Annotated in this window: 13 protein-coding genes; 9 read left to right on the top strand and 4 right to left on the bottom strand. The window is 68.4% G+C overall.

Annotated features, from left to right (window positions below; genetic code table 11):
• Positions 1-175: 175 nt before the first annotated feature.
• Complete coding sequence (locus tag UUA_RS19275; protein WP_155943243.1) at positions 176-331, bottom strand: hypothetical protein; 156 nt, start codon at positions 329-331, stop codon at positions 176-178.
• A gap of 350 nt (positions 332-681) precedes the next feature.
• On the opposite strand from UUA_RS19275, the gene UUA_RS06170 reads away from it, so the two are divergent.
• Positions 682-1110 carry a hypothetical protein gene (locus UUA_RS06170; protein ID WP_039953638.1) on the top strand — a complete coding sequence of 143 codons (429 nt, stop codon included), beginning with the start codon at positions 682-684 and terminating at the stop codon, positions 1108-1110.
• Positions 1111-1159: 49 nt separating this feature from the next.
• On the opposite strand, the gene UUA_RS06165 is transcribed toward UUA_RS06170, so the two are convergent.
• The 3 genes from UUA_RS06165 to UUA_RS06155 are packed head-to-tail and all read right to left on the bottom strand — an operon-like array spanning position 1160 to position 2953.
• Positions 1160-1567 carry a hypothetical protein gene (locus UUA_RS06165; RefSeq protein WP_008435180.1) on the bottom strand — a complete coding sequence of 136 codons (408 nt, stop codon included), beginning with the start codon at positions 1565-1567 and terminating at the stop codon, positions 1160-1162.
• Entirely contained in the window at positions 1564-2034 is a 471-nt protein-coding gene (locus tag UUA_RS06160) for an Mpo1 family 2-hydroxy fatty acid dioxygenase (RefSeq protein ID WP_008435179.1), read from the bottom strand. The genes UUA_RS06165 and UUA_RS06160 overlap by 4 nt, the downstream gene beginning before the upstream one ends.
• Positions 2035-2056: 22 nt before the next feature.
• On the bottom strand, positions 2057-2953 hold the full coding sequence (locus tag UUA_RS06155; protein WP_008435178.1) for a phosphoribosylaminoimidazolesuccinocarboxamide synthase: 897 nt from the start codon (positions 2951-2953) through the stop codon (positions 2057-2059).
• A 127-nt stretch (positions 2954-3080) separates the two neighbouring features.
• Here UUA_RS06155 and UUA_RS06150 point away from each other — a divergent pair, with 127 nt between their 5' ends.
• From UUA_RS06150 to UUA_RS06115, 8 genes are all read left to right on the top strand, one after another.
• Entirely contained in the window at positions 3081-3389 is a 309-nt protein-coding gene (locus UUA_RS06150; RefSeq protein ID WP_039953637.1) for a c-type cytochrome, read from the top strand.
• Positions 3386-4201, top strand: a complete 816-nt coding sequence (djlA, locus tag UUA_RS06145; protein WP_008435176.1) for a co-chaperone DjlA — start codon at positions 3386-3388, stop codon at positions 4199-4201. The genes UUA_RS06150 and djlA overlap by 4 nt, the downstream gene beginning before the upstream one ends.
• Before the next feature lie 103 nt (positions 4202-4304).
• Positions 4305-4973, top strand: coding sequence for a ribulose-phosphate 3-epimerase (rpe, locus tag UUA_RS06140; protein ID WP_008435174.1), 669 nt, complete (start codon positions 4305-4307; stop codon positions 4971-4973).
• Between the two features lie 814 nt (positions 4974-5787).
• Positions 5788-6477, top strand: coding sequence for a proteobacterial dedicated sortase system response regulator (gene pdsR, locus UUA_RS06135; protein ID WP_008435172.1), 690 nt, complete (start codon positions 5788-5790; stop codon positions 6475-6477).
• Positions 6474-7049 (top strand): hypothetical protein, encoded by a 576-nt coding sequence (locus UUA_RS06130; protein WP_039953648.1) that lies wholly within the window; start codon positions 6474-6476, stop codon positions 7047-7049. The genes pdsR and UUA_RS06130 overlap by 4 nt, the downstream gene beginning before the upstream one ends.
• A gap of 12 nt (positions 7050-7061) precedes the next feature.
• Positions 7062-9077 (top strand): ATP-binding protein, encoded by a 2016-nt coding sequence (locus UUA_RS06125; protein WP_008435169.1) that lies wholly within the window; start codon positions 7062-7064, stop codon positions 9075-9077.
• 57 nt (positions 9078-9134) lie between these two features.
• Positions 9135-10610: an anthranilate synthase component I gene (gene trpE, locus UUA_RS06120; RefSeq protein ID WP_008435168.1), complete on the top strand. Its 1476-nt coding sequence runs from the start codon at positions 9135-9137 to the stop codon at positions 10608-10610.
• A 233-nt stretch (positions 10611-10843) separates the two neighbouring features.
• Positions 10844-12475 (top strand): efflux transporter outer membrane subunit, encoded by a 1632-nt coding sequence (locus UUA_RS06115; RefSeq protein WP_238532998.1) that lies wholly within the window; start codon positions 10844-10846, stop codon positions 12473-12475.
• Positions 12476-12495: the final 20 nt, after the last annotated feature.

The raw sequence follows: 12495 nt of genomic DNA, 5'->3' as shown, positions 1-12495 counted from the left end.
ACTTCAAAGTTGAATCCGCCGAGTCGTGATTTGCCTATGTCGCGATCAGGGCGGCTGGGTTCTACCCCGTTTCCGCGGAAGTGAAGGAACAAACCGTGTAGACGATCGGGGGGAGCTTCCGAGGAGCCGACGGTCACGCAGACAGACCTGCGAAGTAGTGCTCCATCCGTCAAACTTACTCCTTCGGTAATCCCCCCACTTTTCCCTTCCCACGGCCGATGCCCTCCTCGGCCATCGCCTTGAACCGGTTCAGTGACTGCATCCACAGCGCGTTGCGCTCGGCTTCGTGCTCGCTGCCGGCGTCGGGCACGCGGTTGATCGGGATGTGCATCGGCGCGGCGCCGAGTTCGGGGGGCCAGTTGCATGCTGCTGAAGTAGAGCTTGTTGTAGCCGGACTTCGCGTTGATGCGATCGATCATCGCACCGATGTCACGTTGTAGTGCAGCCGGCGAGAACAGCGAGCCGCTGCTTTACGTGCGCGGCACCAGATGCAGCAGGGTGACGCTGACCAAGAGTGGGTGGCGCTGGCGGAGCAGGCCGGTGGCCGAATGGCATGGCGCGGCTGGATCTCGCCGCGGGAGACGCCGGCGCGGCCATCGGTTAGGCTGGCGCGACCGCCGGGGAGAGCGGTCGGCATGGGGATGCCGCCGGGCGGTTTCCTTCCACTGACTAGGGGGTTGTATGGGTACTTCTTCGTTGGCCGCGCTGGCCGGCATGGGGCTGTTCGCGATGCTGGTGATTGTCGTCGTGGCGATGCTGCTCGCCGCGCTGGTGCTGAGCGTGTCGTTCCGTCTGGTGGTCGGCTACATGCCGTCCTACCCGCGGGCGCTGGGTGCAGTGGTATTGACCTGGATCGCCACATTCGTGGCGATGGCGATCGTGGGAATGGTTTCCTCCGCAGGTTCGGGCGAATTCCTGTCGCTGGTGGTGCAGTTCCTGGTAGGTGCCGCCATCGTGAATTATTTGCTGCTTTCGCAGAACGGCAGCCCGATCGGCTACGGCAAGGCCTGCGTAGTGCAGCTGATCTCTCTGGTGATCTTCATCGTGCTGGCGCTGATCGCCGGCGCCGTCATGGCGGTGTTCTTCGGCAGCATGCTGGCTCACGCATGAGCCTGCGCGAGGGGCGGAGCGATCCGCCTCTCGCGCCTTGGACAGGCTTTCAGGCCAGGCTGGTGGCCACGCCGAAGCTGATCGCCATGATCACCGCCACCGCCATGCAGGCGCTGCCGGGGCGGATGCGGCGGGCGTCGATGCGCGGCACCAGCCGCCACAGCAGGACACAGCCAATCAGCATGTCCAGCACCAGCATCCAGCGCAGCAGGCCGGAGCTCAGCAGCGCGGCGTAGGGCGGATGCAGGTGGCCTTCGTACGCGGCCACGCCGACCACCAGCAACAGGCCGAGCAGGGTCCACAGCAGGCAGGCGAGATAGATGCGGTTGAACACCACCGCGCAACGCTCGGCCCAGCGCAATACGGACCAGCCGACCAGGGCGAACACCAGCGCAGCCATGCTGCTGTACAGCACCCACCAGAGCAGGCTGCTGATCACGGTAAGCACAGTGGTCATGTGACTTGCTTGAACCCCAGTTTGCGCAGCAGCTTGGCCATCAGCCAGGCCGGGCCGATCAGCAGGTAGGAAAGGTCGGTGAGAAAGCTCGGCTTGCGCCCTTCGAACTGGTGCCCGATGAACTGGCCGATCCAGGCCACCACGAATACGCCGAGCGCGAGCCAGCCCAGCTGCGCGGCACCGAGTTGTCCATACAGGAAATTGGTGAGCAGGCCGAACAGGGCAAACACGAGCAGCAGGCCGACCGCCAGCCGGTGCGACCGCTTCCAGTACCAGTAGAACGCCAGCACCATCACCAGCACCGCCCACGAGCCGGGGCGCAGCGCGGTGAACGGCACCGGGATGGCCCACAGCAAGGCGATCACCGACCACACGATCGGCGGCACGCAGAACCAGTGGAACACCTGGTTGGTCGGGTTCCGGTGGTCGCCGCTGTAGCTGTCGAGCCAGTCCTGCATGGTGCGCATGAGCGTTCCCCCGATGGAACCTTCAGTCGAGCCGGATACCGGCCAGTCGCTGCAGCGCCTCGGCGTACTTGGCAGCGGTGCGCGCGATCACCTCGTCCGGGATCACCGGGCCGGGCGCGGTCTTGTTCCAGTGCTGCGTTTCCAGCCAGTCGCGCACGAACTGCTTGTCGTAGCTGGGCGGGCTGATGCCCACGCGGTAATCGTCGGCCGGCCAGAAGCGTGAGGAATCCGGCGTCAGCATCTCGTCCATCACGTACAGCTTGCCGCTGGTGTCGGTGCCGAACTCGAACTTGGTGTCGGCGATGATGATGCCGCGCTCGGCCGCGTAGGCGGCGGCCCAACGGTAGATCGCCAGCGTCGCATCGCGCACTTTTTCCGCCAGCTCGCGCCCGACCTTGTCGACCATCACGTCGAAGCTTACGTTCTGGTCATGGTCGCCCACCGCGGCCTTGGTCGAGGGCGTAAAGATCGGTGCGGGCAACTGCTGCGCCTGCTTCAGGCCGGCGGGCAGCGCGATGCCGCACAGCGAGCCAGTGGCCTGGTAGTCCTTCCAGCCGGAGCCGATCAGGTAGCCGCGCGCGATCGCCTCCACCGGCACCGGTTTCAGCCGCCGCGTCACCACCGCGCGCTTCTCGTAGAGCTTCAGGTCGGTGCCGGGCGGCAGCACCTCGGCCAGCGGCACGTCGAGCAGGTGGTTCGGCACCAGGTGCGCGGTCTTGCCGAACCAGAAGTTGGAGATCTGGGTAAGCATCTCGCCCTTGCCCGGGATCGGGTTCGGCATCACCACGTCGAACGCCGACAGCCGGTCCGTGGCAACCATCAGCAGCCGATCGTCGGACAACGCGTAGACATCGCGCACCTTGCCGCGGTGGATCAGCTCAAGGCCGGGCAGGTTCGATTGCGGCAGGGTGGTGGGCACGACGGCGGGTTCCACGTGGCGGGCAAGCGCCCATTCTAGCCGCTGCGGCGGTGGCGCCGGAAACGCCGCCTCGGGGAATCCGGGTGCGCTGCTAGAATTGGCGACCTGTGGCCCCCATTGGTTGCCGATGCAAACCTTATTGACCGCGGCGCTGTGCCTGCTCGCCGCCTTCCCGCTCCGTGCGCAGACGCCGGCGTCGCCGACCCGGCTGGGCTTGTGCGCGGCCTGCCACGGCGCCAGCGGCCACGCCAGCATGCCCGGCGTGCCGCACCTGGCCGGCCAGCGGCTGGATTACCTGCGCGACGCGCTGAAGCAATACCGCGACGGCCGGCGCAACACCCCGGTGATGCGCGCCGCGATCGGCCCGGTCGGCGACGCCGAGCTCGACGCGCTGGCCCGCTGGTACAGCGCGCAGGCGCCGCAGGGCACGCCATGAGCTACACCTACACGCTGTGGTTCGCCTTTTTCGGCCTGCTCATCGGTCACCTGCCCGGCGCCGTCACCGGTGCGGTGATCGGCTTCGTCTTCGACAACCTGCGCTACAGCCAGCGCAAGAACGCCACGCCGGAAGCCGGCGGCTTCATCGGCCCGCTGTTCACCCTGCTCGGTGCGGTGGCGAAATCCGACGGCCGCGTATCGGAGCAGGAGATCGCGATCGCCGAACGGCTGATGACGCGCATGGGCCTGGACGCCGAGCAGCGCAGGCAGGCGGTGACCAGCTTCAACGTCGGCAAGCAGCCGGAGTTCGACGTCACCCCGACCATCGCCGCGCTGCGCAACTGGGTCGGCCTGCGCCGCGACCACGCCTTCCCGGTACTCGACGTGGTGATCGAGACGGTGCTGGCCGAGGGCAACCCGCCGCCGGAGAAGATGGCAATCCTGCACCAGCTGGCGTTCGCGCTGCGTATCAGCGACATGGAGCTGATGGCGCTGATGGCGATGAAGGGTTACGCCTGGAACGCCGGCGCGGGCGGATCGCGCGGTTACGGCGGCGGCCAGGCCTACGGCAACGCTGGCGGCTACGTGCCGCCGCAGCGCACCGCCCAGGGGCCAGACCCGTACGCGGTGCTCGGCATCGACCGCAACGCCGACGACCGCGCGGTGAAGCGCGCCTATCGCAAACTGATTTCCGAACACCACCCCGACCGCCTCGGCGACCTGCCCGAAGACATGCGCAAGCGCGCGGAGGCACGCGCCAGCGAGATCAACGCGGCGTACGACCGCATCAAGGAAATGCGCGGCTTGTAGGAGCCCGCTGGCGGGCGATGCTCTTGCTCTGAATCTCCAGAGCAAAAGCATCGCCCGCCAGCGGGCTCCTACAATAGGCATCTTCGACCTTTCGGTATCAGCCATGCCCAAGCAATCCCCGATCATCGCCCCGTCCATCCTCGCTGCCGATTTCGCCCGGCTCGGCGAGGACACCGCCGCCGCGCTCGCCGCCGGTGCCGACTGGGTGCATTTCGACGTGATGGACAACCATTACGTGCCGAACCTCACGATCGGCCCGATGGTGCTGCAGTCGCTGCGCAAGTACGGCGTCACCGCGCCGGTCGATGTGCACCTGATGGTCAAGCCGGTCGACCGCATCGTGCCGGACTTCGCCAAGGCCGGCGCCAGCCTGATCAGCTTCCATCCGGAGGCGAGCGAGCACATCGACCGCACGCTGGGCCTGATCAGGGAATCGGGCTGCCAGGCCGGGCTGGTGTTCAACCCGGCCACGCCGCTCGACTACCTCGACTACGTGATGGACAAGCTCGACCTGATCCTGATCATGTCGGTGAACCCGGGTTTCGGCGGGCAGAAGTTCATCCCCGGCGCGCTGGAAAAACTGCGCCAGGCGCGGGCGCGCATCGACGCCAGTGGCCGTGCGATCCGGCTGGAGATCGACGGCGGCGTCACCGCGCAGAACATCGGCGCGATCGCCGCGGCCGGCGCCGACACCTTCGTGGCCGGCTCCGCGATCTTCCACGCGCCGGATTACCGTGCCGAGATCGCCGCCATGCGCAAAGCGATCGCTTGAGCATTCCCGCCGCCATGCGCAAGGCGATCGGCTGAGCACCAGCCTTCGGCGGCGCTTGCCGCAAACCATCCACGCATAAAAGTCCCGACGCAGTAAACGGCTGCGCCGGGACAAACGTCGTCGGAGACGTGTGAGGAGACACCATTGATTGGTGTGCCGGCACGACTGCTTCGCAGGGAGGGTGGTCTGCCGTCGTGCCGGCGCGTTCCATGGCAAGGGGAACGGTACCAATCAGTACTACTGACCGGGGTGATCCGGTTTGGTTCCCGCAGATTCCTGAACGGGGCCGATGCCACGACCCGGCGCGGTTCCCGGCCGAAAAATCCCCTCGCGAGGAGGGGAAACCAACCACCATGCGGGACGGGCGCGGTGGTCGCGCTACAGCGGTTGCCAGTCGGGATCGGGCTGCGCTTGCCCCGCATCCGGCGCGACTCCCTTCGCGCCGGATGCACCGCCGTCTTCCACGGAGAGGAGATCGAACGGGTACGGGTCGAAACAGGATGTGTCCATGGCACTCGCCTCAGAGGCTGAGCAGCAGCCCGAGCAGCAGCGCGCCGATCGCCAGCACGGCGCGCAGTGGCTCGAAGCCGTGCAGTTCGGCGTTGGGATCGCGGTCGGGGGATTCGGGCTGTGACATCGTTGAACGCCCTGCGGATGGCTTGATGCTCATCAAACCGCCGCCGCGGGCGCTGGCGCCGGCGGAATCGGGCCGGGCGGCTGTCGCCGTGTGGCAAAACACGGGCAGCTGCGCCACACGGCTTGCGTACGCGCGATTCGCATAGCACGCTGCGCGCACCACTACAGGGAGCGCGCCATGGGCCGCAGCATTGCCATCGTCGAGGACGAACCGTTGATCCGTGCCAACTACGTCGAGGCCCTGAACCGCTTCGGCTACGACGCGCGCGGCTACGGCTCGCGCCGGGAAGCCTCCGGCGCCTTCGCGATGCGCCTGCCGGAGCTGGTGATCATCGACATCGGCCTGGGCGACGAGCCGGAGGGCGGCTTCGACCTGTGCCGCGAGCTGCGCGCAAAATCCGCCACGCTGCCGATCATCTTCCTCACCGCGCGCGACTCGGATTTCGACGTGATCTCCGGCCTGCGCCTGGGCGCCGACGATTACCTTTCCAAGGACACCAGCCTGCACCAGCTGGCTGCGCGCATCGCCGCGCTGTTCCGCCGCATCGAGTCGCTGAAGGTGCCGGCCAGCAGCGAGACGGTGATCGAGCACGGCCCGCTGAAGCTGGAATCCGAGCGCATGCGCATCACCTGGAACGGCGAGGAGGTCCCGCTCACCGTTACCGAATTCTGGATGGTGCACACGCTGATCCGCTTCCCGGGCCACGTGAAGAACCGCGACCAGCTGATGCGCGAGGCGGAGCTGGTGGTGGACGACGCCACCATCACCTCGCATATCAAGCGCATCCGCAAGAAGTTCATCGCGGTGGCGCCGGAGTTCGACGCGATCGAGACGGTGCATGGCGTGGGCTACCGGTGGAAGCCGTGAGGCGACGCCTGCTGCTGGCGTTGGCGTGCTTGCTGTTTGCCGTCGCGGCGCCGGCCGCCGCCCAGGACGACGGCGTGCTGGCGCGCGGCGCCCGCGACGGCAACGCGCCGGCCTGGGCCATCAGCGCCGCCACACCGGCCGGCTGGACGCGCGACTGCTGCACCTACGCGCGCGCGATTGGCGTCAACGCCGTGCTTTACCAGGGCGAGTGGAGCGGCAAGCCGCAGCGGGTGATGGTGCTCAACGTGTGGCCGCGCCAGCTGGGCACGCTGGCCGACGAGGTGCAGGCCGATCGCAAGCGCTACCTGCAGCGCGACCCCGCCGGCAAGACCTCCACCTTCGCCGTGCGGCATCCGGTCATGCCGTGCGAGGCTTCGGTCTACCAGGGCAGCGATCGCATCGACGACGTGCTGGTGTTCTGCGACCCCGGCGTGGCCAGCGGGGTGCGGTTGAGCTGGTCGATGGCGTTCGACGACGCTGACCCGTCACGCCGCGCGCTGCTCGACGACTTCATGCGCGTGGTGGTGGCCACGCGCTGGGCGAAGGACACGGCGCCGGCGCATGGCCGCTGATCGTCGGCGCCGATGACACTGCGCCGCAAGCTGCTGCTGGTCGCGCTGTGCACGCTGGCGCTGCCGGTGGCCGGCTGGCTGTACGTGCGGCAGATGGAAACGCTGCTGCGCGAGGGCCAGGCGCAGGCGCTGCTGGCATCGGCAAATGCGGTGGCGCGCAGCCTGGTGGTGACCGGCGCGGTGGCGCCGGCACCGGGCCGTGGCTGGTACGTGCAGCAGGCGCCGAATCCGATCACTGTGGACGGCTATGGCGACGACTGGGCGCCGCTGACGCCGTGGAGCCAGCCATTGGGCGCGCACGGCAAGCTGCTGCTGGCCGTGGACGACGACGGGCTGTACCTCTACGCCGACGTGCGCGACACCCGGCGCACCCGCGCCGACGCCGACGATGCGAACGCGCTGGCGGCCGATCACCTGATCCTCGTGCTGGGCAACGCGGAAGGCCGGCGCCGCTACCTGCTGGCCAGCGCGGCGCCTGGCCCGCTCACCGCGCGGCCGCTCGATCCTCCGGTGGAGGGTCTGCCCGAGCTGATCGCCGCGCAGTGGCAGGAAGACGGCAGCGGTTACCGGGTCGAGTTGCGCCTGCCGCATGATCTCAAGCTGCGTACGCTCGGCGTTGGCGTGTACGACGCGGCGGCGGGCGGCGACCGGCTGGCCGCCGACACGCGGCCGCTGCTCGGCTATTCGGACAAGCTTGCCGGCGAACTGGCACAGCTGGTGCCCGACCGCGTGCAGGCGCGCGTGCTGGCTCCGCAGGGTTGGCTGCTGGCGCGCAGCGGGCGGCTGAACACGATGCCCGGCAGCGACGGCCAGCCGGGCTGGTTCGCCGCGCTGGTCTACCGCTCGCTGCTGGCGACGCGGCTGGAGGATGCGAACCTGTGGGCGCAGGACGTGCCGCGGCTGGACACCCGCGAAGTGGCGGAGGCGGGTGCCGGCCAGCCGGTATCGGTGTGGCGCAGCGGCGAGGAGCGCGGCAGCGTGGTACTCGCCGCCGCGGTGCCGATCGAACACGCCGGCCAGATCGGTGGCGTGCTGCTGCTGGAGCAGGCCAGCCGCAGTGTGCCGCTGCTGGCCAACCGCGCATTGTTCGGCCTGTTGCTGACCAGCTTCGGCGTGCTGCTGGTGGCCGGCGGCATCCTGCTGCTGTTCGCCACGCGACTCAGCCTGCGGCTGGGCCGCCTGCGCAACGCGGCTGAGCGTGCGCAGCTCAACGATGGACGTCTGGACGGCCTGTTCGAGCGCGGCAAGTTCCCGATGACCGACGCGCCGGACGAGATCGGCGACCTGGCGCGCAGCTTCGAGCGGCTGTTCGAGGTGGTCGGCAGCTACACCGATTACCTGCGCACGCTGGCCTCGAAGCTTTCGCACGAACTCAACACGCCGCTGGCGATCGTGAAATCGTCGCTGGACAACCTCGAGCATGCCGCGTTGCCGGCCGAGGCGCAGCCGTACCTGGCCCGCGCCCGCGACGGCGCGGCGCGGCTCGGCGCACTGGTGCGCGCGATGAGCGAGTCGAGCCGGATGGAACGCTCGATCCTGGCCGCCGAACCGGAGGACGTCGATCTGCGTGACGTGGTGCGCGGCTGTGCCGATGCCTACCGGCCGCTGATCGGCGCGCGCCGGCTCGACTGCACGCTGCCCGATGCGCCGCTGCCGTTGCACTGCGCGCCCGAGCTGATCGCGCAGGCGCTGGACAAGCTGCTCGACAACGCGCTGTCGTTCACCCCGCAGGATGGCTGGCTGCGGATCACCCTGCGCAGCACGCCCGATGGCGCCGAGATCGAACTGGCCAACCAGGGCCCGCTGCTGCCCGCGGCGATGCAAGGGCGCCTGTTCGACTCGCTGGTCAGTCTGCGCGACAAGGCCACCCCCGGCGATGCCCCGCACCTGGGCCTGGGCCTGTACGTGGTGCGCCTGGTCGCCGAACGCCACGGTGGCATCGCCAGCGCACGCAACCTCGACGACGGCAGCGGCGTGGCGTTCACCCTGCGCCTGCGCGGCATGCCGCGGCAGCGGCTGAGTGGCTGAGGCCGCGCTTCGCCTACAATGGCAGCTTCCTCGTTTGGCCATCCGGATCTTCCCTACGTGATCTCCCGAGACGAATTCGATGCGCTGGTGGCCCAGGGCCACACGCGCATCCCGCTGGTGCGCGAGGTGTTCTCCGACCTCGATACGCCGCTGTCGGTGTACCTGAAGCTGGCCGACGGCCCGTACACCTTCCTGTTCGAATCGGTCGAGGGTGGCGCCACCTGGGGGCGCTATTCAATCATCGGGCTGCCGGCGAAGCGGGTGTTCCGCCTGCGCGGACACGAGCTGGAAGTGGAGGATTCCGGCGAAGTCACCGAGCGCCGCCACCTGGACGATCCGCTGGCGGAAATCGAGAAGCTGCGTGCGCAGTACGACGTGCCGCGCCTGCCGCAGCTGCCGGCGTTCTCCGGCGGCCTGGTCGGCTACTTCGGCTTCGAGACGATCGGCTACATCGAGCCGCGCCTCGCGCAGTGGGACCGTGCGGACGAGCTGGGCACGCCCGATGTGCTGCTGATGCTGGCCGAGGAAGTGGCGGTGTTCGACAACCTCAAGGGCCGGCTGTACCTGATCGTGCACGCCGATCCGTCGCAGCCGCACGCCTACGCGCAGGCGCAGCGCCGGCTCGATGCGCTGGTCTACCGCCTGCGCCAGGGCGGCGCCTCGTACCCGCAGCTGACCCAGTCGGTCGCGCTGGACGAGGGCGATTTCAAGTCCTCGTTCACCAGGGACGAGTTCGAGACGATGGTGGAGAAGGCGAAGGAATACATCCGCGCCGGCGACATCTTCCAGGTGGTGCCGTCGCAGCGACTCAGCGTCGGCTTCAATGCGCGGCCGGTCGATGTGTACCGCGCGCTGCGTGCGCTGAACCCGTCGCCGTACATGTACTTCGTCGACCTCGGCGAAACGCAGATCGTGGGCTCTTCGCCGGAGATCCTGGCGCGGCTGAAGGATGGCAAGGTGGTGGTGCGTCCGCTCGCCGGCACGCGCAGGCGCGGTGCCACCGAGGAAGAAGACCTGGCGTTGGAGGCCGAGTTGCTGGCCGACCCGAAGGAGCGCGCCGAGCACGTGATGCTGATCGACCTCGGCCGCAACGACCTGGGCCGGATCAGCGAAACCGGCAGCGTGGAGGTGAGCGACTCGTTCGCGATCGAGCGCTACTCGCACGTGATGCACATCGTCTCGCAGGTGCAGGGCACCGTGCGTGCGGGGCTCAGCTACATGGACGTGCTGAAGGCCACGTTTCCGGCCGGCACGCTCTCGGGCGCGCCGAAGGTGCGCGCGCTGGAGATCATCCAGGAGCTGGAGCCGGCCAAGCGCAACATCTACGGCGGAGCGATCGGCTGGATCGGCTGGTGGGGCGACGCTGACACCGCCATCGCGATCCGCACCGCGGTGATCCATGGTGGCCGCCTGCACGTGCAGGCCGGCGCCGGCATCGTGTTCGACTCCGATCCCGCCACCGAGTGGGAAGAGACGATGAACAAGGGCCGGGCGCTGTTCCATGCGGTGGCGCAGGCGGCAAAGGGGCTGTAGGCGCAAGGTCATCGTCGACGGGTTCGTCCGCCCGGCCATCCATTCGAACAGTGTGTCCCTGCGCGGTTGTCCCGATGTCCGGGACGCAAGCCGACGACCGGCCAGCGCGTCGAATGGCATGGTTGACCGCCCGTTGCCGGACGCAATTTCTTGCAGGGTTTCGCGGCGATGTTGGTACGTTATATCGTTGCGTCTCCGCTCCTCTGGCCAAGCCGCGCCCGCATGAACAACCCGTGGTCCGAGTGCTTGCCGGCACCATCGACGTGATGGCCGCGATGGTCGGACGCCTGCGCTCGTTGCCATGGGCGACGTGGTTGCCGCTGCGGCCGCTGCTTGCGGCTGCGGCCGTGCTGGGTTTCGCCGGGTGCGCGGTGGGGCCGGACTTCCAGCGGCCTGCTGCGCCCGCAGTTGGCCGCCTGACCGCTGCCCCACTGCCGGCCACCACCGCCAGCGCGGACGTCGCGGGCGGAGAGCAGCAGCGCTTCGTCCCGGGTGGCGACATTCCCGCGCAGTGGTGGACGCTGTTCCATTCCGCCGAGCTCAATGCGCTGATCGAACAGTCGCTGGCGCACAACGCCGACCTGAAGGCCGCGCAGGCGGCGCTGACGGTGGCGCACGAGAATGCCCGCGCGCAGCGCGGTGCCTACTATCCCTCCGTCGACGGCAGTTTCTCGGCCACTCGGCAAAAGCAATCGCAGCAGGTGGCGCCCGGGCCGAACTATCCGGTGGTGCCGCAGGAGTATCTGTACAGCTTCTTCACTCCGCAGCTCAGCATTTCCTATGCGCCGGATCTGTTCGGCCTGAACCGGCGCGCGGTGGAGTCGGTGGAGGCGCAGGAGCAGTCCGTGCGTTTCCAGATGATCGCCGCGCGCATCACGCTGAGTACCAACGTGGTGGCGGCGGCCGTGCAGCAGGCTTCGTTGCGGGGGCAGATCGCCGCGACCCGCGAGCTGATCGCGATCGACTCGAAGATGGTGGACATCCTGCGCTACCAACTGGCCAAGGGGTATGCCGGTCGGCTCGATCTCGTCGCGCAGGAATCGCAACTGGCCCAGCTGCAGGCCACACTGCCGCCGCTGCTGACCCGGCTCGATCAGCAGAACGATTTGCTAGCGGTGCTGGCCGGGTGGTTGCCGGGCGAAGCGCCGGCGCAGGCGTTCGACCTGGCCCGCCTGCACTTGCCGCAGCAACTGCCGCTGAGCCTGCCATCCACGCTGGTGGCGCAACGGCCCGATGTGCGCCAGGCCGAAGCGAACATGCATGCGGCCAGCGCCAATGTCGGCGTGGCGATCGCGAATCGGCTGCCGAGTATTTCATTGACCGCGAACGTGGGCAGCACCGCAGTGGCGATCGACAAGGTATTCAAGAGCGGTACGGGCTTCTGGGGCATCGGTGCCGATATCGCCGCGCCGATTTTTCACGGCGGCAGCCTGCTGCACCAGGAGCGTGCGGCGAAGGCAGCCTACGTGCAGGCGTCCGAGCAATACCGCAGCACGGTACTGACGGCGTTCCAGAATGTGGCCGATACGCTGGCCGCGCTGCAGCACGATGCCGAGGGCCTGCAGGCGGCGAGCAGGGCGGCGGATGCAGCGAAGCTCACTCTCGATCTGTCGCAGCGGCAATACCAGGACGGCTACGCCGGCTACCTGTCGCTGCTCGGCGCCGAGCAGGGCTATCAGCAGGCGCGCATCGCGCTGGTGCAGGCGCAGGCCAGCCGCTACGCCGACACCGCGGCGCTGTTCCAGGCGCTGGGCGGCGGCTGGTGGAACGCCGCGGACGGCGCACAGGCCGATGCCGCAGCGACGCAGCCACGCCTCTCCGATTCGGATCACGCCAAGGCAAACCGGGACAGCGATGAAAAGTAGATCATCTTCGGCGCCGTGCC

Source organism: Rhodanobacter thiooxydans LCS2 (assembly GCF_000264375.1).
Classification (GTDB): domain Bacteria; phylum Pseudomonadota; class Gammaproteobacteria; order Xanthomonadales; family Rhodanobacteraceae; genus Rhodanobacter; species Rhodanobacter thiooxydans.
Note: the sequence above shows the minus strand (reverse complement) of the source record. Positions and strands in the feature narration are given on the sequence as shown.

Coding starts and splice junctions, on each gene's coding strand:
- UUA_RS19275 (WP_155943243.1), bottom strand. CDS start 331: ATGCACATCCCGATCAACCGCGTGCCCGACGCCGGCAGCGAGCACGAA.
- UUA_RS06170 (WP_039953638.1), top strand. CDS start 682: ATGGGTACTTCTTCGTTGGCCGCGCTGGCCGGCATGGGGCTGTTCGCG.
- UUA_RS06165 (WP_008435180.1), bottom strand. CDS start 1,567: ATGACCACTGTGCTTACCGTGATCAGCAGCCTGCTCTGGTGGGTGCTG.
- UUA_RS06160 (WP_008435179.1), bottom strand. CDS start 2,034: ATGCGCACCATGCAGGACTGGCTCGACAGCTACAGCGGCGACCACCGG.
- UUA_RS06150 (WP_039953637.1), top strand. CDS start 3,081: ATGCAAACCTTATTGACCGCGGCGCTGTGCCTGCTCGCCGCCTTCCCG.
- djlA (WP_008435176.1), top strand. CDS start 3,386: ATGAGCTACACCTACACGCTGTGGTTCGCCTTTTTCGGCCTGCTCATC.
- rpe (WP_008435174.1), top strand. CDS start 4,305: ATGCCCAAGCAATCCCCGATCATCGCCCCGTCCATCCTCGCTGCCGAT.
- pdsR (WP_008435172.1), top strand. CDS start 5,788: ATGGGCCGCAGCATTGCCATCGTCGAGGACGAACCGTTGATCCGTGCC.
- UUA_RS06125 (WP_008435169.1), top strand. CDS start 7,062: ATGACACTGCGCCGCAAGCTGCTGCTGGTCGCGCTGTGCACGCTGGCG.